Raw genomic sequence first — 21,820 nt, 5'->3', positions numbered from 1 at the left:
TCCCGCGCCGGACGTCCGATTCCGGACATGCCAAACTGCCACGGCTGCTCCTCCCGTGCGGCGAGAATGAAAGTGAGTAACCCTCAAATAGGCGCACGTGTCCCGTGGTTGAGTCCAAAACATAAGCGACTCCGAGAGCAGCGGAACAGGCAGTTCCACCGCGCCCCGGTGGTGTTTACGAAGTCTTGACCGATCGGGTGGGAACCAATTCCGGACATGTCCCGTCAAGACGCCTTCGCGTTTGACCAACTCCCTGTCCGGGCTCCATCGTTCCCCTCCGAACACCGTGTCGACCGTGGCGCGGTGCAGGGGAGGGAAAAGCGAACTGACATGTCCGACAAGCCAATGACGCCTCATTTGGCGAGACCGTCCCGAGCGTCACGATCAGCGCGATCGGTGCACAAACGAGCGATTCGGCTGACTTCGCTCGGTGTGACCGGTGTGCTCGGTCTCGCGTTGCTGTCCGCCCCCACCGCGCTGGCGGCCGACGCGCCGTCAGGACCGGCGCAGCACGGGCCGACGTCCCCGGTGCCGCCGATCACCCCGTCCAAGCCCGGCCCGAAGCTGACCGAGCAGCAGCAGGCGATGCTCGACGCGATCGCCAAGGCGAAGTCGACGGGCAAGCCGGTCGTCGTGGAGGCGATGACGGACACGGCCTCGAAGACCGTCGCCAACCCGAACGGCACCCTGAGCACCACCGACAACGCCCATCCGGTGCGCACCAAGCGCGGCGGCACGTGGGCCGACCTCGACCCGACGCTGAAGACGGGCGCGGACGGCACGATCGCCCCGGCGGTGTCCGCCACCGCGGTGGCGTTCTCCGGCGGCGGCACCGGCCCGATGGCCACCGTCACCACCGAGGACGGCAGGAAGCTGGCCGTCAGCGCCCCGTTCGCGCTGCCGAAGCCGACGCTCAGCGGTGCCACCGCCACCTACGCGGACGTGCTGCCCGGCGTCGACCTGCAGCTGACCGCGCTGACGGTCGGCGGCTGGCGCGACGTCGTCGTGGTCCGCACGCCCGAGGCGGCGGCCAACCCGGCGCTGAAGACACTGCGCTTCCCCGTCAGCGCCCAAGGCCTCACCGTCGCCACGGACGACCAGGGCGCTATCAACGTCAAGGACGACAAGAGCGGGAAGGTGCGCTTCCAGGCCCCCGCGCCGATGCAGTGGGACTCCTCGAAGCCGGCCGCGGCCACGCCGCCGAAGGCGGGCAAGGCGGTCTCCGCCCCGGCCGCCGAGGAGGCCGCCGCCCAGGGGGCGCCGTCGACGGCCGACGCGCCGGGCGACGGCGCCAAGGTCGCGCCCATCGGCGCCAAGGCCACCAGCGAGGCCATCGAGCTGACTCCGGACCCGGCCGCTCTGGGCTCCGGCACCGGCCCGTGGTACCTGGACCCGACCCTGATCGCCGTCAACAACGCCGTCCAGGGCTCGGTCGAGGTGCAGGAGAACCACAAGGACGCGAAGAACTTCAACCTCAAGTCGGACCTGGCGACGGGCTACTGCGGCTTCCACAGCACGGACCCGAACCTGGACTGCGGCAGCCTGGGCCGTCAGCGCGCCTACTTCCAGTTCACCGTCAACCCGGCGATCTACACCGCGCCCGGCGGCGCCGAAGTCCCGCCGACGCTGTACACCTCCGTCCTCAACGCCCAGGTGGACGGCGCCTCCAGCCCGGGCACCCCGACCAACCTCGGCGTCTACTCGGCCCCGTCCCCGATCGACGGGAACACCACGTGGAGCCAGCAGCCGTGCGGCCTCGACGGCACCCAGGTCATGAACGGGTGCACCTGGGTCGGCGGGCAGCAGATCACCGGCACCGGCCCGATGGCCGTCGACGTCACCGGCATGATCAACCAGGCGGCCGCCGGGCACTGGCCCTGGTGGACCCTCGCCATCGCCCCCAGTGACTCCGAGTGGAAGGGGGAGTTCCGCCACAAGATCGCGAGCAACCCCAGCATCACCACCAACTACGACGTCACGCCGACGATCTGGTACCCGCACACCGTCCCCGCCCCCGGCTGGGCCGACACCGGCGGCAAGGCCGAGTGCAACTCCGGCGGCACCCACCCCTGGGACAACCCGGGCTGGGTCGGCAGCAACCAGAACATCAACATCACGGCGAGCAGCTACTCCCCGGCCGGCCAGCCGCTCTACACCGGCTTCCATCTGTGGGACGACAACGACCCCAACTTCAGCCTGGGCAACAACAACGGCGGGTGGCTGGGCAGTTACAACAACCCCGGCTACAGCCTGCCGGTGGGCTCGCTGACCGACGGCCACCAGTACGGCTGGTTCGCGCAGTCCGCGGACGGCCTGCTCACCTCGCCGCAGAGCGCCTGGTGCTACTTCCGGGTGGACAGGACCAACCCGCGCGTCAGCATCAGCTCCACCGACTTCCCGCCGTCCGGCACCCCGAACCCGAACCCGGCCAAGTACGCCGGCGACTCGGGCACCTTCACCATCAACGCCGACGACCCGGCCCCCGGCCCGAACCTGTGGGCCTCCGGCGTCGCCTGCGTGCGCGTCAGCACCGACCCGACGCCGGTCGTCGGCTGGGGCTGCAACCGCTCCGACACGATCAAGCCCGGCCAGCCGTACACCTACCAGCCGCGCCAGTGGGGCACCAACACCCTGTACGCGTGGGCGATGGACGTGGCCGGCAACTACAGCCAGGGCGCCGTCTACAACTTCTACGCGCCGTGGAAGCCCGGCACCCAGCCGGTGTTCGGCGACGTGGACAACGACCAGAAGCCGGACATCGTCGTCACCGACAAGACCGGCGACCTGCGGGTCATCGGGGGCACCGCCGACCCGTCGACCTCGCTGGCGGCCCCCGGCGCGGCCGCGCCCGGCGCCCGTGACTACGGCACGACCTGGGCCGACTTCCAGATCAGCCACCACGGCACCTTCGCCCAGGGCCAGCCCGTGGACGAGATCGTCGCGCACTTCAACAACCCGGCCAAGGCCACGGACAAGTCCGCGATCCTGAAGAACGCGATGTACCTGATCCCGAACAACGGGGTGGGCCGTCTCGACACCCTCACACCGATCGGGCTCAACCGGCCGGCGTCCTGCACGACCTACGGCACCAAGGCGCCCTGCGCCGGCTACAGCGCGGCCGACTGGAGCGGCGTCTCCCAGGTGATCGCCTTCGGTACCCCCGAGGGCGAGGCCACCGCCGCCAAGCCCGGCGGCACCGCGGGCCAGCAGATCATCTCGACCCAGACCACGCTGCTGACCCTGGAGAACAACAACCTGTTCCTCTACTCGCCGGACGGCCTGGCGGACAACATCAACAGTGCGACGCTGATCCCGACCGTCTCCGGCAGCTGGGCCGACCTGGAACTGCTCAACCCCGGTGCGGCCAACGGCGTCACCACCAGCACCGACAAGAACAACCCGGGCCAGACCAACCAGACCACCCTGTGGGCCCGCAACCGCACCACCGGCGACGTCTTCGCCTACCCGCTCGGCTGGAAGGCGGACGGCACCGTCGACTTCACCGCCCTGACCAAGCCCGACGCCGGCGTCAAGATCGGCTACGGCGTGAACGCCGCGAACTACCCGCGCATCGGCGCCGGGGACATCAACGCGGACGGCTACCCGGACATCTGGACGATCGACAACAACAACGCGATGACCGTCTACCCCGGGCAGAGCAGCACCGGCACCCAGGGCAAGGTCGACAACTTCGGCACCCCCAGCATGATCGGCTACGCCGACGCCAGCACCTCCGTCCACTCCAACCTGGCGCCCTCGATGTGCATGGACGCCTGGGGCGGCGCCCGCGACGGTGCTCAGCTGGCCCTCGGCACCTGCTGGAACACGCCCAACCAGCGCTACAACATCGGCGCCGACGGCACCATCCGCTCCGGCGCGTTCTGCGCCACCACGGCGGACGGGGCCACCGGCAACGGCGCGCTCGTCCGGCTCGCCCGCTGCGACGGCTCGCCCACCCAGAAGTGGACCGTCCGCCCGGACGGCCGCTTCGTCAACAACGCCACGATCAGCAACGGCGACCCCAACACCGGCCGCTGCATCGAGCTGAACGCCTGGCACACCGAGCAGGGCACCTGGCTCGACATCTGGGACTGCCCCGACCTGCACGACAACAGCCGCTGGACCCTCCAGCCCGAGCGCACTCCCTGACCGCTGACGCTGACGCCGACGCGGACGGCAACGGCCCGGCCCGGGCGGCATCCCACCGCCCGGGCCGGGCCCTCGTGCGTCCGGCCCGAGGTCTCAGGCCCGAGGTCTCAGGCCCGAGGTCTCAGGCCTCGGCCTTCTCGACCCGGGCGGCCCAGCGCTGTTCGACGTTGCTGAGGCGCCAGTAGGCGAGGGCGCAGGCCCAGACGACCACGAACATGCCGACCAGGATGTAGCCGACGTTGTCCAGGCTGATGTCGGCGATCCAGTCGGTCACCGGGTCGCTCAGGTCGAGCTGCTCGTGCAGGACGCCGACCAGCTCGATGGTGCCGATGATGAAGGCGACGGCGATCGACAGCCCGGTGATGGTGAGGTTGTAGTAGACCTTGCGGACCGGGTTGGAGAACGCCCAGTGGTACGCGAAGTTCATGAACGTGCCGTCGAGGGTGTCGAACAGGCTCATGCCGCAGGCGAACAGCAGCGGCAGGCAGATGATCGCGTACCAGGGCAGGCCGGAGGCGGCGCCGGAGCCGGCCATCGCCATCAGCGCGACCTCGGAGGCGGTGTCGAAGCCGAGGCCGAACAGCACACCGATCGGGAACATCTGGCCGGGGCGGCGGATGGACTTGGTCAGCTTGCCGAGGATGCGGTTCATGAAGCCGCGCTCGTCGAGGTGCTTCTCCAGCTGCTTCTCGTCGAAGTTGCCGGCCCGCATCGCCTTGTAGACCTTGTAGATGCCGGCCAGGGCGAAGAGGTTGAGGGCGGCGATCAGGTAGAGGAAGGTGCCGGAGACACCGGTGCCGATGGTCCCGAGCCACTGGTGCGTGGTGGACTGGTCGTCCATCAGGGAGCCGACGATCTGCGCGCCGCCGGCGACCAGGGCGGCCATCAGCATGACGATGCTGGAGTGGCCGAGCGCGAACCAGAACCCGACCGAGACCGGCCGCTGGCCGTCCGCCATCAGCTTGCGGGTGGTGTTGTCGATCGCGGCGATGTGGTCGGCGTCGAAGGCGTGCCGCATGCCGAGCGTGTAGGCCGTGACGCCGAGGCCGACCCCGAAGGTCTGGGTGCCGACGGTGTAGTGGTTCGGTGCGATCAGCAGGATCAGCATGCCGAAGGCGACCACGTGCATGGCGACGATGACGGCCATGAGGGTCGCGGTGCGAACGGTGTCCTGCCGCTGCCAGCGCTGGGGCAACGGCAGGGTGGATGACGGTGATCCGTCGGTGAGCGTCATGACGGGCAGGCCTCTCCAGCTCCTCGTGGGGGCGCCCCCGGGGTGCCCGGGGGTCGTGCGCGCCGTGGCCGGTCTCCTGGCTTGCGGGTGGATCGCCCGGGCCCGCGTGCGGGCAGGGCGAAGCGTGCCCCCGGCTCGTCTTCCCGTGCGCCGTACGGCGCCGGTGACTGCCCGCATCGCTGCGGGCGCGTCGGAGGCACTTCCCGTTCACAGTGGCGAGGGCCGCGCCGGATTCGCCCCCTGAGGGGGGATCACCGGACTTCCCGAGCACCACGGCGGGCAACACCGTAGGGGCTCCGCACCACCCTCCACAAGCCTGCGCAGCTGCGCAGATGTTGCTGTCGAGTCGCCCGGGACCGCCGGGAACGAGCACCCCCGTGAGCCGGAGCCGACCCGTCGCGAACGGAGCGCCCGGCGTTCCCGGCGGAGCCGCGGTCGCCCGCCAGGGGCGGTGGGGTGTTCCGGCAGGGCGTTCCAGGGCGGTGGAAAACCGCAGGTCACAGGGGGTGGAAGCGTTCCAGCGTCCCGGATGGGCCGGCGGGGCTGGTGGGCGGGACGGGCGGCGGGTCAAGGTCGTGACCGCCGGGCCGGGGTGGCGTCGATCCACCGCCCGGCGGCCACCTTCTCCGCTTCTTCGTCCCACGGGGGATCCGCCATGTCATCTTCGTCTCGTCGTGCCTTCGTCCTGCCCGCCGCCCTCGCGCTCGGCGCCGTCCTCGGTCTGACCGCCTGCGGGCCCGGCGGCGATGCGGCGGGCGAGGCGCAGCCGGGCAAGAGCGCCGCCGCCTCCGCGCCGGCCCCGGCCGCGCCCGCCGCCGTGGACCCGGCCGGGGCCGCCACGCCCCCGGCCGTGCCGGGCGCGGGGTCGGGCGGCGCTGCCCCCGCGTCGGTGCCGAGCGGCAAGCCCAAGCAGCCGACCGCCGCCCCCGCGAAGCCCGGCGGCGCGCCCCGGGAGGACGACCCGTACGCCTACACCCACCCCTGCCAGGGCGCGGACGTGACGGTGAAGGTCGGCACCCGGCCGGAGGCGCCGGGTCAGCGGGTGATCGAGGTGCGCAACCAGGGCCCGAAGTCCTGCGGCCTCAGCTACTACCCGCAGGTCGACCTCGGTGACGCCCAGGCCGCCGACCGCAGCAAGAACGTCAAGCCGCTGGTGCCCGGCGGGCTGGGCGGCCCGCCCGCCTACTCGCTCCGCTCCGGCGAGACCGCGTACGCGGTGGTCGACCTCGTCCCCGGGACGGTCTCCGTCAACGTGCTGAACGTGCTGGCGGACGGGGTGAACATGCCCAACGCCGCCACGCACAACTTCCCGCTCAGCCCCGCGGTGAAGGTGGGCAAGGTCAAGCTCGGCCTCTACCGCGGCACCGTCGCGGACGCGGCCGACTCGGCGGCGCACGCCGACACCCCGGCGGCGTGAGAAGGCCCTTCCCGTGGTGAACCCACTGACCCCCGCCATCCGTAGTACCGTCCGGGCCTCGCTCCGCCGCTGCGGCGGCCGGGGCGGCAGCCGGTACCGTGAGCTGCGGGTTCGGCCGAGGATCCGGCCCCGGCCGGCGCTGCGGGGGAGAGTGGGCATGGGCGTGGAGACCGACGAGTTCGCCGCGATGCTGCGCGAACTGAAGGACCGTTCGGGGCGCAGCTACGGTGCCCTGGCGACCCGGCTGCACGTCAGCACCTCCACCCTGCACCGCTACTGCAACGGCGCCGCCGTCCCCGCCGAGTACGCGCCCGTGGAGCGGTTCGCCCGGGCGTGCGGGGCGGACGGCCCCGAACTCGTCGAACTGCACCGGCGCTGGATCCTGGCCGACGCGGCCCGGCGGCGGGAGCCGGGGGCGGTGGCGGTGGCCCCCAGGCCGGAGGCCGTGCCGGAACCGCAACCGCAATCGGAACCGGAGGCGGAGGCGGAGGCGGAGGTCGAGGACGCCCCCGGCCCGGTCGCCGCGCCGCGCCGCCCCCGCCGGCCGAGCGCCCGGGTGCTGGCGAGCGTGGCGGCCGTGGTCGTGGTGGCCGTCGTCTCGGCGCTCCTGCTGCGCGGCAACGGCCGACCGGCGGTCGAGACGGCCGCCGCGACCGCGTCGGCGACGGCGACGGCCGCCGGGCCGACCGCCGAGCCCGTCGGCGGTTCGACTCCCGCCTCGGCCCCTGCCTCCGCGCCCGCCCCCGCGCCCGCCTCCGCTCCCGCGTCGGTTTCCGCGTCCGCGCCCGTCGCCACCCCCGAGGCGCCGCCGGCGCCCTTCCACGTCAACGTTCTGAGCAACAACTGGGGCACCCCCTGCGGCCAGTGGTTCCTCACCCCGCGCGCCCCCGGCAAGGTGTCGCTGCCGCCGAAGAACCAGGCCGCGACGGAGGGTTGGGCGGCCTCCCAGGGCGGCGTCCCGGCCGGGCACCTGCGCCTCCAGCTGACCGCGCAGGGCACCAGCGCCAAGGCCGTCGCACTGCAGGCCGTGTACGTGCACGTGGTGGACAGCCGGCCGGCGCCGAAGGGGAACGCCTACATGCCCGGCTCGGGCTGCGGCGGCGGCATCGACCCGGCGTTCTTCAACGTCGACCTGGACGCCCCGGCGCCCCGGACGGTGGCCGTGGCCGGGGAGAAGGACAACGGCAAGGTGGGGCCGTCCGACTTCCCCTTCCACGTGTCCGACACCGACCTGCAGGTGCTGAGGATCGACGCCACCACCCGCTCCCAGGACGTCTCCTGGTACCTGGAGATCGAGTGGAACAGCGACGGCCACCAGGGCACGGTGCGCGTCCCCGACAACAACCAGGTGTTCCGCACGGTCGCGACGACGGGCGCGCCGGGCTACTTCTACGACGGCAAGGGCTGGGCCCCGACCCCCGTCGACCCCTGAGCGGCCCGAGGGGAGAGCGGGGGGCGTGCGCCGGTACCATCCCGGTATGGGCGGTGCGAAGGATGAGGCCTGGGATACCGAGGCGGCGGAGCGGGCGGTCGCGGTCCTGAAGGCCGTCGCCGACCCGTCGCGATACCGGCTGCTGTGGGCGCTGAGCCGCCGCGAGCTGCCGGTGAGCGAGCTGGCCGAGCTGCTGGGCGCCCATGTCGCGGCGACCTCGCAGCACCTCGCGAAGCTGAAGGCGGCCGGGCTGGTCGTCGCCCGCCGGGAGGGCACCCGGATCTTCTACCGCGCGACCGAGGTGCGCGGCCTGCTGACCGAGGCGGCCCTGGTCGCGAACGACCTCCCGCCCCGCGGCAGCGGTGGCGGCGACGCCGGCCCGCCCCCGGCCACCGCCCCGGCGGAGCAGCCGTTCGCCCGGGCCGCCCGCGCCGCCCGGGCGGTCCGCCGCCCGGCCACCGGCTAGGGCCGCGTAGAACCGGCGCAGCAGCTCTCATCGAGGTCCGCGCGGTCGCCGATGTCACGCCGAGGGTTCCCGTCCACGCCGTCCACCGTACTAGGGTGCGGGAGTGATCGAACTGGTGATCTTCGACTGTGACGGCGTGCTGATCGACAGCGAGCCGATCGGCGTCGCGGTGGACAAGGTGGCGATGGCGGCGCTCGGGCTGCCGATGAGCGAGCAGGAGATCGTCGAGCGGTTCGTCGGCCTCTCGCACGGGGCGAAGACGGCGGCCCTGGGGCAGCTGCTCGGCCGCGAACTGCCCGCCGACTGGTGGGAGGAGTACCGCCCGCTGCACACCCGGCTGACCGAGGAACGGCTGGCCCCGGTCGACGGGATCACCGAGGCGCTCGCCCGGATCGAACTGCCCGACTGCGTGGCCTCCAACAGCAGCCACCGCTGGCTGCGCCGGGGCCTGGGCCTGACCGGGCTGTACGACAGGTTCGCCGGGCGGATCTTCAGCGGCGCCGAGGACGTGCCGCGCGGCAAGCCGGCCCCCGACCTCTTCCTGCACGCGGCCCGCACCCTGGGCGCCGACCCGGCCCGCTGCGTCGTGGTGGAGGACAGTCCGCACGGCCTGAGCGCGGCGAACGCGGCCGGCATCCCCGCCTTCGGCTACACCGGCGGGGTCAACTCCGCCGCCCGACTGGCCGGCCCGGGCCGGGTGCTGTTCGACGACATGCGCGACCTGCCGGACCTGCTCGCCGCCCACACCCGCTCCCTGGCCGCCCTGCCGCTGCCCTAGGACTGGAAGAGCACGTCCGGACTGTTCGGCGAGGGGCCGTCCAGCAGCGGACGCCGCTTTGCCACGGCCGCCCCTCATCGCCCCGCTTCCGCGACGTACTCCTTCCGCGCCGCGTCGTAGCCGAACAGGCCCGCGTAGCGCCCCCAGTCCGTCGCCGTCTCCAGCTGCTGGTCGACCTGTTCGCTGGTGTAGTGGTGGGCGAGTAGGTCGCGGAAGAAGCCGGCCCGCACCACGGCGCCCGAACCGGCCTCGCCGCGCAGGCTGTTGGCGATCAGCTTGACCAGTGGGACTTCGACGGCGGCCTCCGCGAAGATCGCCCGGGAGTCCTGCACGTCCGCCCCGGCGAACGCCGCACCGGCCTCGGTGAGCAGCAGGTCGTCGCCGTGGATCTCGGCGAAGCCGAGCAGGTCGAGGGCGTCGACCTGGGGGAGCAAGTCGTCGATGTCCAGGCCGAGTTCGTCGGCGAGGTCGGCGAGGTCGCAGCGCCCGTCGCGGTGGGCGATGGTCTCGGCGAGGCCGGAGAGGCCGTCGACGCTGGCGGCGGGCAGCGGGGTGGTGGCCACCGTGCGGCGCGCGCCCGGGTCGGGCCGTTCGGTCGGGCGCTCGGCCAGCGGCCGTCCGGTCATGATCCGGTAGACCCGGTCGACGAGTTCGTCGAAGTCGTCCGCGTCGCGGTCGCGCGGCCGCTCCAGCGCGACCTGGACCGTCTCGCGGATGGTGCCGTACGGGCGGGAGCCGAGGACGACGATGCGGTCCGCCATCAGCACCGCCTCCTCGATGTTGTGGGTGACCAGCACGACCGCCCGGGTCGGGAACTGCCCGGATTCCCACAGTTCCAGCAGTTCGCCGCGCAGGTTCTCGGCGGTGAGCACGTCGAGCGCGGAGAACGGCTCGTCCATCATCAGCACGTCCGGTTCGACGACCAACGCCCTTGCGAAGCCGACGCGTTGGCGCATGCCGCCGGACAGCTCCTTGGGGTAGGCGGACTCGAAGCCGGCCAGGCCGATCAGGTCGATGGCGGAGTCGGCGGCCCGGGCACGCTCCCGGGGCGGTACTCCGCGCGCCTCCAGGCCGAGTTCGACGTTCTGCCGGACGGTGAGCCAGGGCAGCAGCGCGAAGTTCTGGAAGACCAGCGCCGTGCCAGGGTTGGCGCCGGTGAGCGGGGCGCCCCGGTAGCGGACGGTGCCGGAGCTGGGCGGGATGAGGCCGGACAGGCAGCGCAGCAGGGTGGACTTGCCGGAGCCGGAGCGGCCGAGCAGGGCGACGATCTCCCCGGCCCGGACGGCGAGGTCGATGCCGGACAGCACCGGCAGTTCGCCGTCCGCCCCGGCGTAGGCCTTGGTCAGCCCGGCGGCCTCCAGCAGCACCGCGCCGTCCGCCACCGGAGCGGGAGCGGCGGCAGCGGTGGTGCGGCGGGCGAAGGGGAAGCGCATGGCGGAGGACCTCGGGGGCTAGAGCGAGTAGCGGCGCTCGGCGAGCAGGTACAGCCTGCGCCAGCACAGCCGGTTGAGGGCGACGACGTACAGGCTCATCACGGCCACCCCGGCGAGCAGGCGCGGGTGGTCGCCGCGCGCGGTGGCCTGGGCGATGTACGCGCCGAGGCCGGTGGCGGTGAGCGTGGTGCCGCCGAAGCCGACCACCTCGGAGACGATCGAGGCGTTCCAGGCGCCGCCGGAGGCGGTGATCCCGCCGGTGACGTACGCGGGGAAGATCCCCGGCAGGATGAGCCGCCGCCAGCGCTGGAGGCCGTGCACGCCGAGGTCGTCCATGGCCTCGCGCAGGTCGGTGGGGATGGCCATGGCCCCGGCGATGGTGTTGAACAGGATGTACCACTGGGCGCCGAGGGCCATCAGCAGCACGCCCCCGACGTCGATCGACAGGCCGGTGCGCAGCAGCAGCCAGACGACCAGCGGGAAGAGGAAGTTGGCGGGGAAGCTGGCGAGCACCTGGACGACGGGCTGGGCCGTCCGGGTCAGCCGGGGCGAGAAGCCGATCCTGACGCCGACCGGCACCCACACCACGGTGGCGGCGACGACCAGCACGACGACCCGGGCGAGGGTGGCGAGGCCGAGCAGCAACGGCTCGCCGAAGACGCCGAGGCCGGTGCGGTCGGCCAGGTAGCGGCCGAGGTCGACGGCGCCCCACAGCAGGACGCCGCCCGCGACCACGGCGAAGGCCGCGTCCCCGGCGCGCCGGCGGGCGGGGGAGACGGCGAGCGGCCGGTCGTCGGTGCCGAGCAGCCGCCCGGCCCGGGCGAGCGCGTGCCCGAGCGGGCGCAGGGCCCGCCCGAGGAGGGCGGGCCAGTGCGAGCGGCGCAGCAGGTCCAGCACGATCGAGCGCTGTACCTCGGTGGCCTCGGACTGCTCGTTCTTGAAGCGTTCGGCCCAGGCGGTGAGCGGCCGCCAGAACAGGAAGTCGACGCCGACGACGAGGACGGCCATGGTGGCGATCGCCCAGCCGACCTTGCCGAGGTCCCCGGCGGCGATCGCGGCGCCCGCGTAGGAGCCGACACCGGGCAGGGCGTAGCGCTGGTCGTCCACGGTGATCGCCTCGGAGGCGACCAGGAAGAACCAGCCGCCGCCGAAGCTCAGCATGCCGTTCCAGACCAGGCCGATCATTGCGGCGGGCAGCTCGACCTTCCAGAACCGCATCCACCGGCTGAACCCGAACGAGCGCGACAGCTCGTCGAGATCGCGCGGCAGCGAGACCAGCGACTGGTAGAAGCCGAAGGTCATGTTCCACGCCTGCGAGGTGAAGATGGCGAACACGGCGGCGCATTCGAGGCCCAGCACCGAGCCGGGGAACAGCGCGAGGAAGCCGGTGACGGCGACGGTGAGGAAGGCGAGCACCGGCACGGACTGCAGGATGTCCAGTGCCGGGATCAGTACCCGCTCCAGCCGGCGGCTGCGCGCGGCGGCGTAGGCGTAGCCGAAGGTGAAGACGACGGAGAGCGCGAGCGCGGCGAACATCCGCAGCAGCGAGCGGGCCGCGTCGTACGGCAACCGGGCCGGGTCGGTGTCGACGGCGGCGTCCCGGGCGGTGGAGAACCGCACGGTGGTGCCCTGCCCGACCCGCAGGGCGAGGTAGAACAGCACCAGCACGGCGGCCGCCACCAGCACGTCCACCCAGGTCACCCGGGCGAGGCGGCGCACCGTCCGGGACGACGGCGAGCCCCGGGACGGGCCCGGGGCCGACTTCGGGAACGACATGGCAGGTACCTCCGGCGCGCAAACCCGGGCAGTCTGCTCCCTCCTGAGGTCCGTACGCAAATGGCCCGCCGTTCGACCGGGTGATCGGTGCTCGATCAGGCCGCCGAGGCGGCCGGTCCGGCCGCCTCGACCGCTTCGACGAACTCCAGCAGATTGCCCACCGGGTCGGTGGTGTAGAAGCGGCGCCGGGGCGGCAGGCTGTCGTCCCACACCACCTGGGCGCCCAGCTCCGACAGGCGCAGCGCGAAGTCGTCGATCTCGCAGACGGCCATGCCGGGGTGCGCCTTGGTGGTGGGCCGGAAGCGCGCGTCGATGCCGAGGTAGAGCCGGACCCGCCCGCCGTCCGCGGCGAACCAGCAGCCGCCGCTGCCGGTCAGCGGGCCGGGCTTGGGCAGCTCGGCCATCTGCAGGACGTCGCCGTAGAAGGCCCGCAGCAGGGCCTCGCTGCCGGGCGGGGCGGAGAGCTGGACGTGGTCGAGGGCCGTGATCATCGCGGCCTCCCTTCGAACGGGCCGGACAGCGGGCCGGACGGCGGAGTGGACGTGGCGTGGTGCCGGGCCGCGGTGACCAGCAGCCGGGCGGTGGGGACGGGCAGGGCGAGGTGGTGGGCGATCCACTGCGGGTCGCGCCCGTGGGTGGCGAGCACCCAGGCGGTGTACAGCCGGTTCAGGCCGGGCGCGCCGGGGGCGAGCAGCAGCGGGCGGACCTGGTCCATCGGGAAGCCGTCCAGCGAGCGGGCGCTGAACCACTGGGCGTCGTCCTCGTCGGCCGGGCGGTCCGCCGGGCGGACCGCCCGCCGCCGGCTGTGGGCCAGCAGCAGGGCGAGCAGCAGGCCGGCCACCGAGGCGCCGATGAGCACGCCGGAGAGGAAGAGCCGCAGCGGGGCGGGGGCCACGCCCACGGCGATCCCCTGGAGGACGAGCAGGAGCAGGACGCCGCCGAGGGCGGTCCCTCTCCCGGTGCGGGGGAGCGGAGTGATGGCGGTCATGGCGGTGTCCCTCCTTCGCGGGTCGCGGTCAGGCCGCCTGGTTCAGACGGGGGTCGTACTTGTAGCCGATCTGGCGGACGGTGGCGATCGCCTCCCGGTGCCCGGGGCCGAGCTTGCGGCGGAGCCGGGCGATGTGGGTGGCGATGGTGCGGGTGTCGCCGGTGTCCGGGCGGCCCCAGACGGCTTCCATCAGCTGGCGGCGCGAGTGCACCCGCAGCGGGTTGCCGACCAGGTGGGCGAGGAGTTCGAACTCCAGGTACGGCAGGGTGAGTTGCTGCCCGTCGACGGTGACGGTGCGGTGCTCGGGGTTCACCACCAGCCCGGTGTCGGGCTGCACGGCGGTGACGGTGCCCGGGGCGGGCCGCCGGACGGGGGCGGCGGGGGTGTGGTCCGAGAAGATGGCTTCGAGCCTGGGGTAGCGCACGGCCATGGCGATGCTCCTTCGGCTGGTCGTTCGGCTGGTCGTTCGGCTGGTCGTTCGGAAGGTCGGGAAAGGGTCCGTCAGCGGCCGGGGTGCCAGGCGGCTACCAGCCGGGTGGTCCCGTCCGCGTCGGTCACGGTGTGCCAGCTGGCCCGCATCCGGGTCGGGCGACCGGTCGGCGTGTCGGCGGCCGGGGCGACGACGGCCTGCAGGACGGAGTTGTCGAACGGGCTCTGGGCCAGCCGTCGGCCCACCGCGGCGAGGGCGGCGCGCAGGCGGCCGCGGTCGGTGGACGGGAGAACGGGCTGGAACGCGGCAACGATGGACATGGCTGGTCACCTCCGTGACGGGACAATGAACATGGGCAAGCGAACCGACCGGCAGAGAAGTTGACGAGGCGTCAGAGGACGCGGTCAGGCTGCGGGTCGGCGGTGGCGCAGGGCGGTGGTGTCGGCGGCGCGGGCGGCGAGGCGGCGCGCGGCGGCCGGCGGGAGCTCCGCGAAGTCGGCGAGCCAGTCCGGGCGGTGGCCCTGGCAGGCCAGCAGGTAGGCCAGGTGGACGCGTGGCTCGTACGCGGAGGCCGGGGTGTTCGGCGTGCCGGAGTGCGGGCAGCTGCCCGGGTCGTCGAGGCGGTACTCGCGCTCGACGCCGTCGTGGAGGGCGAGGCGGACACTCGGGCAGCGGTGGAGCAGGGCGGGGCGCATGGGGCCGTACTTCCTTCCTTCCCCGGGTGCGGGGCGGTCGAGGGTTCCGGGTCGGGGCCGGGGGCGGCGGGTTCGGGTTCGCCGCCGCCCCCGGCGTCCGGGTCAGTGGTTCATGGCGGTCTGGACGACCTTGACGATCACCATGATCATCGCGATCAGCAGGTAGGAGCGCAGGGCGCCCATGCCGATCTTGCGGGCGGTGGACATGACCGGCTTCTCCAGCGTCTCCAGCGGGGGCATCCGCCAGTTCGCCCGGTCGGTGCGGTCATGGGGGCACCCCCGGCCGGAGGCTGGGGGAGGGTCCTCCTTGGTGCCCTTGCGGCCGAAGGTGAAGAAGTACCCGGCGACCAGCACGCCCGCGACACCGCAGGAGGCCATGATCCACAGCAGTGCGTTCGAGCTGATGTCCGGCCAGACCACGGCGGCGGTCAGGATCAGCGAGAGCATGACCAGGACGCCGACCACGACGGCGGTGAAGGCGTTGGTCTTCGGGCCGTTGCGCCAGGGGCCGAGCACGGCCTTGTCGTTGCACAGCAGCAGGAGGAAGACGGTGGCGGAGGGCAGCAGCACACCGGCGAGCACCTGGACGAACTGCGTCATCAGGCCCTGGGCGTAGTCGGTGGACGTCAGGGCTATCGCGGCGGCCACCACGACCACGCCGGCGTAGATGCCGTAGAAGCCCTTGGCGCCCTTGACCCCACGGTGCAGCGAGTGCTTGATGCCGAAGACGTCGCCGATGGCGTAGGCGGTGGAGAGCGAGACCGCGAAGGCGCCGATGATCGAGGCGTCCAGCAGTGCGATGGCGAACAGCACGCCCGCCACGTGGCCGACCTTGTCCTCCAGGCCCTTGGCGATGCCGGCCGGGTCGGTGAAGTTGCCGAAGCCGTCGGTGCCGTCGAAGGTCGCGGCGACGAAGCCCATCATGGCGGCGGCGCCGATGATGACGATCGCGATGCCGATCCACAGGTCGGCCTTCTCGTACTTCATGAAGCGCGGGGTGATCCGCTTGTCGATGACGTACGACTGCTGGAAGAACAGCTGCCACGGGGCGACGGTGGTCCCGACGATCGAGACGATCAGCAGCATGACGGTCGCGAGCTCGCCCGAGCCGCCCGGCATGGTCGGCACCACGAAGTCGTGGGCCATCTGCGAGGTCTTCGGGTGGACCATGAAGTAGATCGGCACCAGCAGCAGCGAGCCGACGCACAGCGTGACGGCGACGCGCTCGAAGCGCTGGAAGGAGCCGGTGAACGCCGAGGCGATGATGACCGCGGCGGCCAGCACGACGGAGGCCTCCTTCGGCAGGCCCAGGTACGTGGCCGCCTGTGTCACGCCGATGAACTCGGTGACCAGCGTCAGTGCGTTCAGCAGGAACAGGTCGATGACGCTGAACGCGCCCCAGAACTTGCCGAAGCGCTCCAGGATCAGGCGGGCGTGGCCGACGCCGGTGACGGCGCCCAGGCGCAGCACCATCTCCTGGTTGACGTAGAGCACCGGGATCAGCAGGGCCAGCGTCCACAGCAGCTGGGTGCCGTAGTTCTGCCCGGCGTTGCCGTAGGTGGAGAACGCGCCGGCGTCGTTGTCGCCGACCATCACGATCAGGCCGGGGCCGACGATCGCGAGCAGGGTCTTGAGTCTTGCCGACAGCCCCTGGCGTGGTGCGTCGTCATCGAGCCTGATGGTGCCGAGCGCACCCTTGATGTCACCGACGTGGGCGTCGTCCAGTACAGCCGAACGCGGCTGCGGAACCTTGGAGTTGAGTGTGGCGTTGGTGGTCATGACGTTCCTCCCGTACCCCTGGCAGGTGGGGTGGTCGGGGACGCGCGGCAGCAATTCCCCCTGCGAGCGGGCGCGGCGCATCGGCGCGCGGCGGTGCCGACCCGGGCGGACGGGCGCGGGCACGGCGAAGCCGCGTGCTGAGGTGATGTGCCGTCAGGAAGACGCGCAGGGGGATGTGTTACCGCGTGCCGGAGGTGTACGAGGACAAGCGGGGGTAGGGGCTACTGTGGCCCGGACTACTGCAATCCATGTCTCTCGCCTCCTCCCGGCCGACGCACCCCGTGGTGCGTGTCATCGACGCGGCAAGGAGTTCACCGGCGCGCGCGATCCGTGACCGGAGGCGCGCCGATTCACCCCAACTCGTCAGAGCTTTGGCACTCCACGGCGTAATCCCCCTGCTGGGGAAGCCACTTCGGATCAACCCTTAGGTCGGGAAGATCTGTCCTAACCCTGGGCGTCTCTCGACGTCGTCGGATCAGTGGCCTGTGTCCGTGAAGAAGCCTCACCGAACGAGGTGCCTTCTTCAAACCTCCAAAAGCATAGACCCGCCGCGACCCGATACTTGCGTACTTGGTAGAACCTTTACCTTCGGTGAGGTGTGCCACCCGCCCGGGTGACGGGGGTTTGGCCGCCGGGCGGCCACGGAACGACTTCCCGCCGTACCCGCAGCGGCACGGCGCCCAGGCGTGCCCGAACCCGAGGGGTGGCATGGCGACCACAGACTCCCAGGGGCCCGTCCGCCAGGCACGGGCGTTCCAGCTCGCCCGCCGGCCCAGACTGTGGCTCCTGCCGACCGTCCTGTGCGGCCTGCTGGCCGCCCTCCTCTCGCTGCTCTACATGGGCGGGATCGTCAACCCGACCGGGCACCTGCACCGGCTCCCGATCGCCCTGGTGAACGAGGACCAGGGCCCGCCGCCGCCCGGCCGCACCCAGAGCGTCGGCACCCTGCTGACCGGCGCCGTGCTGGCCGGCAGCCCCGGCGAGACCGTCGACTGGAAGCAGGTCGACGGCCCCGGACTCGACGAGCAGCTGGCCTCCGGCAAGGTCTACGCCGCCCTGGTCGTCCCCAAGGACTTCACCGCCGCCGTCACCAGACTGGCGACCGGTCAGGCCACCGAGCGGCCCACCCTGGCCGTCCTCACCAACCCCGGCCTCGGCAGCCTCGGCTCCTCGATCGCCTCCCAGATCGCCCAGAACGCCGCCCACCAGGCATCGCTCGTCACCGGCAAGGAACTGCTCGCCACCCTCCCGCCCGCGCCCGCCACCGCCGCCGGCCCGGACACCGGCGCCACCGCCCGGCTGCTGCTCGCCGACCCGTTCGCCGTCACCACCCGGATCGGCCACCCCATCGGCAGTCACAGCGGCCTCGGCCTGAGCGCCTTCTACTACACGCTGCTGGCCGTGCTGACCGCCTTCATCGGCGGCAACATCATCCACAGCGGCGTCGACGGCGCGCTCGGCTACGCCGACAGCGAGATCGGCCCCTGGCACACCCGCCGCCCGACCGTCCCGATCACCCGCACCCAGACCCTGCTGCTCAAGATGGTCATGACGGCCGGGATCATGCTGGTCACCACGAGCCTGGTGATGCTCTGCACGGTCGGCATCCTCGGCATGGACGCCCCGCACCCGGCGATGCTCTGGCTCTTCGCGTACTGCGCCAGCCTCGCCGTGGGCCTCGGCGTGCAGGCGATCAACGCGGCCTTCGGCGGCATCGGGCAGCTGGTGTCGATGTTCGTCTTCATCGCGCTCGCCCTGCCCTCCTCGGGCGCGACCGTGCCGCTCCAGGCGGTGCCCGGCTTCTACCGTTTCCTCGGCCTGTTCGAGCCGATGCGCCAGCTGAGCGACGGCATCCGGGCGATCCTCTTCTTCGACGCCCGGGCCGACGCCGGGCTGGCCCGGGGCTGGGTCATGATCGCGCTCGGCCTGGTGCTGGCCCTCGCCTTCGGCTTCGCGATGACCCGCTACTACGACCGCAAGGGCCTGCACCGCTGGACCCCGCAGCCGAGCGACTGAATCCCGGTGACCGGCGCACGGTCGATCCACTAGTGTGACCGCCCGGCAGCCGCGGACGATCACGCCCGCGAGCGGCACACCCACGTCATCACCCCTCTTCCTGGCGAGGATCACGACCTTGGCCCTCAAGACCCGCATAGCCGCCGCCGTCCTCGGCGCCGGCCTGGCGCTCACCGTCGGCGTCCCCGGCGCCAGCGCCGACGACTACCACCCGTCCGGGGTCCCGAACACCGTCACCCTGGGCAGCGCCATCAGCCCGCACTGCCTGGAGATCGGCGGCTGGAGCACCGCCGACGGCGCGGCCGTCCAGCAGTGGTCCTGCAACGGCGGCGCCAACCAGAACTGGAACCTGGTGGACGGTTCGCTGGTCAACGCGGCCAGCGGCAAGTGCATGGAGATCGGCGGCTGGAGCACCGACAACGGCGCCCCCGCCCAGCAGTGGGACTGCAACGGCGGCAGCAACCAGAAGTGGATCTGGACCAAGCTCCCCGGCACCGGCTACACCCTGCGCAACGCGTGGAGCGGCAAGTGCCTGGACGTCCCGGGCGGGGCGAACACCCGCGGCGTCCGCATGCAGCAGTGGGACTGCTGGAACGGCAACAACCAGATCTGGTACCCCTACTGGGCCGGTCAGGGCTACCCGCCCGTCGACTACTGAGCCACCCCGGCGCGGCTCCTGCCCCGCCGGTGCGGACGTGGCGCGCCGTCCGGACGCCACGTCCGCACCGGGGCGCGGCGGCGGCCGGGCCTCGTGGCACCGGCTACGGCAGCGCCTCCAGCTCGTCCTCCAGTTTGCGCAGCGCCTCGGAGAGCGCAGGCTGGGAGACGGGGCAGGCCTGGGCGGCGGGCGAAGTGCCGCTCGCGGGCGAGGGCGAGCAGGTACTCCAGCCGGCGGAAGAGCATCTACGAGCCCTCGGCGTCGGCGTCGGCGTCGGTGTCGGTGTCGATCCGGTCCGTCCTGGTGTACACGTTCATCGACTCGCCGCGCAGGAAGCCGACCAGGGTCAGCCCGCTCTCCTCGGCCAGGTCCACGGCCAGCGAGGACGGCGCGGAGACGGCGGCGAGCAGCGGGATCCCCGCCATCACGGCCTTCTGGACCAGCTCGAAGGAGGCCCGGCCGCTGACCATCAGCACCGTGCCGCGGGCCGGCAGCAGGCCCTCGCGCAGGGCGTGGCCGATCACCTTGTCCACCGCGTTGTGCCGGCCCACGTCCTCGCGCAGGCACAGCAGCCGCCCGTCCGCGTCGAACAGGCCGGCCGCGTGCAGGCCGCCGGTGCTGTCGAACACCTTCTGGGCGGCGCGCAGCCGCTCCGGCAGGGCCGCCAGCAGGGCGGGGGTGACGCGCAGCCCGTCCTCGGCGACGCTCCACGGGGCCGTGGTGCGCACCGCGTCCAGGCTGGCCTTGCCGCACAGGCCGCAGGAGGAGGTGGTGTAGAAGTTGCGCTCCAGCGAGGCGTCCGGGGCGGGCACGCCGGCGGCGAGCACCACGTCCACCACGTTGTAGGTGTTGCCGCCGTCCGCGGTGGCGCCCGCGCAGTAGCGGATGCCGGCCAGCTGGTGGGCGGCGTGCAGCACGCCCTCGCTGACCAGGAAGCCGGCCGCCAGGTCGAAGTCGCTGCCGGGGGTGCGCATGGTCACCGTCAGCGGGCGGCCGCCGACCCGGATCTCCATCGGCTCCTCGGCGGCCAGCGTGTCGGGGCGGTGCGAGGGCACGCCCTGGCGCAGGCGCAGCACCCTGCGCGGTACGGTCACTCGGCCCATCGTCCTCGGCTCCTGCTCGTCGGTGAGGTCTGCCTCGTCGGTGAGGTCGACCTCGTGGGTGAGGTCTGCCTCGTCGGTGAGGTCTGTACGGAAGCATCCTCCCGCGTCGCGGCGCCCGGCAGGTGGCGACGGCTGTGCGCGGCGGTGACGCCCAGGCAGAGCAGGCCGATCGCGGCCATGCCCGCCGGCCTGACAGGCGGCGCCTGTCGAGTGCCCGCTAGGGTGTGGCCCATGGCTGATCCGACCCTGCGGCCCGCGACCCGCGCCGACCTGCCGGCCGTCCTCGCCCTGCTCGCCGACGAGGACACGGTGGTGGACCCGGCGGGCATCGTGGTCGGCGCGGCGCACGAGCGGGCCTTCGCGGCGATCGAGGAGGACCCGCGCAACGAACTGCTGGTCCTGGACGACGCCGGAACCGTCATCGGCTGCCTGCAGGCGACGTACATTCCCGGGCTCGGAAAGGGCGGCGCCGAACGCGCCCTCATCGAGGCCGTCCGGATCCGCGCCGACCGCCGCGGCGGCGGCCTCGGCCGCAGCCTGATGGAGTCCGCCGCCGCCCGCGCCCGGGCCCGCGGCTGCGCCCTCGTCCAGCTGACCAGCAACAAGCAGCGCGAGGCCGCGCACCGCTTCTACACCTCGCTCGGCTACGCGCGCAGCCACGAGGGCTTCAAGCTGGCGCTCCAGCCGGCGCTCTAGCGGGTCGAGCTGCCGCCGATCGACAGGACGGTCGCGCTGGCCGCGCCGACCGGGGTGTCGTAGGCCACCGTCTCGCCCGCGTGGCAGCCGATCAGCGCCTTGCCGAGCGGGCTGTCCCAGGTCACCAGGGTCCGCTCGCCGATCTCGGCCAGTTCGGAGACCTCGACGACCTCCTCCTCGCCGTCCGCGAACCGCAGGGACACCGTCGAACCCACGCCCACCACGTCGGTGGCCGGCGCCCCGGCCGTCGCGGCCTCCGCCAGCCGGCCCTCCACGGCGGCGATCCGGTCGTCCAGCCGGGCCACCTCGTCGGCCCGCTGCAGTTCGTCCGCCTCGTCGGCCCGGTCGCCCACCGCGTCGTCCTCGCCGCGCAGCGTCCCGGCCGCCTTCTCCCGCTCGGCGCGCAACCGCGCCAGCTCCTCCTGCGCGACGCGCAGGCCCTCGGCACTGATCGGTTCGGGACCACCGCTCATACCGACTCCCAAGTCGCTTGCGGACGGGCCGTTTCCATTACCCCACCGTGCCGTACGGGCGGCAACTCAGCGGCGGCGGCTACTCGGCGTTGTTCGCCCTGTCCCGCCTGAAACGAGCCCTGGCCGGTGGACGCGGCGCCCCGCTCAACGGAGCGGGGCGCCGCGTCGAGGTCGTGCGGGGTGGAAGTGGATGACCTCGTTCTGCGCGGTCTGGCACGGGAAGAGGCCGCCCAGGTCGGCCCACTGATGGCCGCCCAGGCCGGCCCTGCCGCCGCGAGGGGGGCGGATGGTCCCGCA

Annotated in this window: 19 protein-coding genes, 1 pseudogene and 2 riboswitches; of the genes and pseudogenes, 8 read left to right on the top strand and 12 right to left on the bottom strand. The window is 72.7% G+C overall.

All coding sequences use genetic code 11. The annotated features are described in order from the left end of the window. The first annotated feature begins 432 nt into the window (after window positions 1-432). The gene (locus ACPC54_RS07275) at window positions 433-4,149 is read left to right on the top strand and encodes a ricin-type beta-trefoil lectin domain protein (protein WP_498962141.1); all 3,717 of its coding nucleotides are present in this window, start codon (window positions 433-435) and stop codon (window positions 4,147-4,149) included. A gap of 121 nt (window positions 4,150-4,270) precedes the next feature. Here the strand turns inward: ACPC54_RS07275 and nicT are convergent, their stop codons facing one another. Next, window positions 4,271-5,383, bottom strand: a complete 1,113-nt coding sequence (gene nicT / locus ACPC54_RS07270) for a Nickel transporter NicT (protein WP_498962139.1) — start codon at window positions 5,381-5,383, stop codon at window positions 4,271-4,273. 49 nt (window positions 5,384-5,432) lie between these two features. Further along, a riboswitch (cobalamin riboswitch) is annotated at window positions 5,433-5,673 on the bottom strand. 365 nt (window positions 5,674-6,038) lie between these two features. Here nicT and ACPC54_RS07265 point away from each other — a divergent pair. The 4 genes from ACPC54_RS07265 (at window position 6,039) to ACPC54_RS07250 (ending at window position 9,476) form a co-directional block, all read left to right on the top strand. After that, window positions 6,039-6,800: a DUF4232 domain-containing protein gene (locus tag ACPC54_RS07265; RefSeq protein WP_498962137.1), complete on the top strand. Its 762-nt coding sequence runs from the start codon at window positions 6,039-6,041 to the stop codon at window positions 6,798-6,800. Window positions 6,801-6,957: 157 nt separating this feature from the next. Further along, window positions 6,958-8,232 (top strand): helix-turn-helix domain-containing protein, encoded by a 1,275-nt coding sequence (locus tag ACPC54_RS07260; RefSeq protein WP_498962135.1) that lies wholly within the window; start codon window positions 6,958-6,960, stop codon window positions 8,230-8,232. Between the two features lie 46 nt (window positions 8,233-8,278). Further along, window positions 8,279-8,698, top strand: a complete 420-nt coding sequence (locus tag ACPC54_RS07255) for an ArsR/SmtB family transcription factor (protein ID WP_498962133.1) — start codon at window positions 8,279-8,281, stop codon at window positions 8,696-8,698. Between the two features lie 103 nt (window positions 8,699-8,801). Beyond that, a complete protein-coding gene (locus tag ACPC54_RS07250) occupies window positions 8,802-9,476 on the top strand; it encodes an HAD family hydrolase (RefSeq protein WP_498962130.1) in 675 nt (224 codons plus the stop codon). A gap of 74 nt (window positions 9,477-9,550) precedes the next feature. Here the strand turns inward: ACPC54_RS07250 and ACPC54_RS07245 are convergent, their stop codons facing one another. From ACPC54_RS07245 to ACPC54_RS07210, 8 genes are all read right to left on the bottom strand, one after another. Further along, the gene (locus ACPC54_RS07245) at window positions 9,551-10,909 is read right to left on the bottom strand and encodes an ABC transporter ATP-binding protein (protein WP_498962128.1); all 1,359 of its coding nucleotides are present in this window, start codon (window positions 10,907-10,909) and stop codon (window positions 9,551-9,553) included. Between the two features lie 18 nt (window positions 10,910-10,927). Next, window positions 10,928-12,685 (bottom strand): ABC transporter permease, encoded by a 1,758-nt coding sequence (locus ACPC54_RS07240; RefSeq protein ID WP_498962126.1) that lies wholly within the window; start codon window positions 12,683-12,685, stop codon window positions 10,928-10,930. Window positions 12,686-12,780: 95 nt separating this feature from the next. Continuing rightward, window positions 12,781-13,176, bottom strand: coding sequence for a VOC family protein (locus ACPC54_RS07235; RefSeq protein WP_498962124.1), 396 nt, complete (start codon window positions 13,174-13,176; stop codon window positions 12,781-12,783). Next, window positions 13,173-13,673 carry a hypothetical protein gene (locus tag ACPC54_RS07230; RefSeq protein WP_498962122.1) on the bottom strand — a complete coding sequence of 167 codons (501 nt, stop codon included), beginning with the start codon at window positions 13,671-13,673 and terminating at the stop codon, window positions 13,173-13,175. Before ACPC54_RS07230 ends, ACPC54_RS07235 begins: the two co-directional genes overlap by 4 nt. 28 nt (window positions 13,674-13,701) lie before the next feature. Then, window positions 13,702-14,103 carry a winged helix-turn-helix domain-containing protein gene (locus ACPC54_RS07225; RefSeq protein WP_498962120.1) on the bottom strand — a complete coding sequence of 134 codons (402 nt, stop codon included), beginning with the start codon at window positions 14,101-14,103 and terminating at the stop codon, window positions 13,702-13,704. A 71-nt stretch (window positions 14,104-14,174) separates the two neighbouring features. Continuing rightward, complete coding sequence (locus ACPC54_RS07220) at window positions 14,175-14,423, bottom strand: hypothetical protein (protein WP_498962118.1); 249 nt, start codon at window positions 14,421-14,423, stop codon at window positions 14,175-14,177. An 84-nt stretch (window positions 14,424-14,507) separates the two neighbouring features. Beyond that, the gene (locus ACPC54_RS07215; protein ID WP_498962115.1) at window positions 14,508-14,798 is read right to left on the bottom strand and encodes a hypothetical protein; all 291 of its coding nucleotides are present in this window, start codon (window positions 14,796-14,798) and stop codon (window positions 14,508-14,510) included. 102 nt (window positions 14,799-14,900) lie between these two features. Beyond that, window positions 14,901-16,577 carry an NRAMP family divalent metal transporter gene (locus ACPC54_RS07210; protein WP_498962113.1) on the bottom strand — a complete coding sequence of 559 codons (1,677 nt, stop codon included), beginning with the start codon at window positions 16,575-16,577 and terminating at the stop codon, window positions 14,901-14,903. A gap of 347 nt (window positions 16,578-16,924) precedes the next feature. Further along, window positions 16,925-17,098, bottom strand: a riboswitch (M-box (ykoK) riboswitch). Window positions 17,099-17,285: 187 nt separating this feature from the next. On the opposite strand from ACPC54_RS07210, the gene ACPC54_RS07205 reads away from it, so the two are divergent. Next, window positions 17,286-18,593, top strand: a complete 1,308-nt coding sequence (locus tag ACPC54_RS07205) for a YhgE/Pip domain-containing protein (protein ID WP_498962111.1) — start codon at window positions 17,286-17,288, stop codon at window positions 18,591-18,593. A gap of 118 nt (window positions 18,594-18,711) precedes the next feature. Further along, a complete protein-coding gene (locus ACPC54_RS07200; protein WP_498962109.1) occupies window positions 18,712-19,251 on the top strand; it encodes an RICIN domain-containing protein in 540 nt (179 codons plus the stop codon). Between the two features lie 115 nt (window positions 19,252-19,366). On the opposite strand, the pseudogene ACPC54_RS07195 reads toward ACPC54_RS07200, so the two are convergent. Continuing rightward, window positions 19,367-19,496, bottom strand: a pseudogene (locus ACPC54_RS07195) (LysR family transcriptional regulator); the annotation flags it as partial. Further along, the gene (fdhD, locus tag ACPC54_RS07190; RefSeq protein ID WP_498962107.1) at window positions 19,497-20,354 is read right to left on the bottom strand and encodes a formate dehydrogenase accessory sulfurtransferase FdhD; all 858 of its coding nucleotides are present in this window, start codon (window positions 20,352-20,354) and stop codon (window positions 19,497-19,499) included. 231 nt (window positions 20,355-20,585) lie between these two features. Between fdhD and ACPC54_RS07185 the strand changes: the two genes are divergently transcribed. Beyond that, a complete protein-coding gene (locus ACPC54_RS07185) occupies window positions 20,586-21,050 on the top strand; it encodes a GNAT family N-acetyltransferase (protein ID WP_498962105.1) in 465 nt (154 codons plus the stop codon). Here the strand turns inward: ACPC54_RS07185 and ACPC54_RS07180 are convergent. Then, a complete protein-coding gene (locus ACPC54_RS07180) occupies window positions 21,047-21,523 on the bottom strand; it encodes a GreA/GreB family elongation factor (protein ID WP_498962102.1) in 477 nt (158 codons plus the stop codon). The two genes, ACPC54_RS07185 and ACPC54_RS07180, sit on opposite strands and share 4 nt — an antisense overlap. Window positions 21,524-21,820 lie beyond the last annotated feature (297 nt).

The organism is Kitasatospora sp. NPDC094028, from assembly GCF_049543595.1.
Taxonomy (GTDB): Bacteria; Actinomycetota; Actinomycetes; order Streptomycetales; family Streptomycetaceae; genus Kitasatospora.
This window is presented reverse-complemented; position numbering and strand designations above follow the sequence as displayed.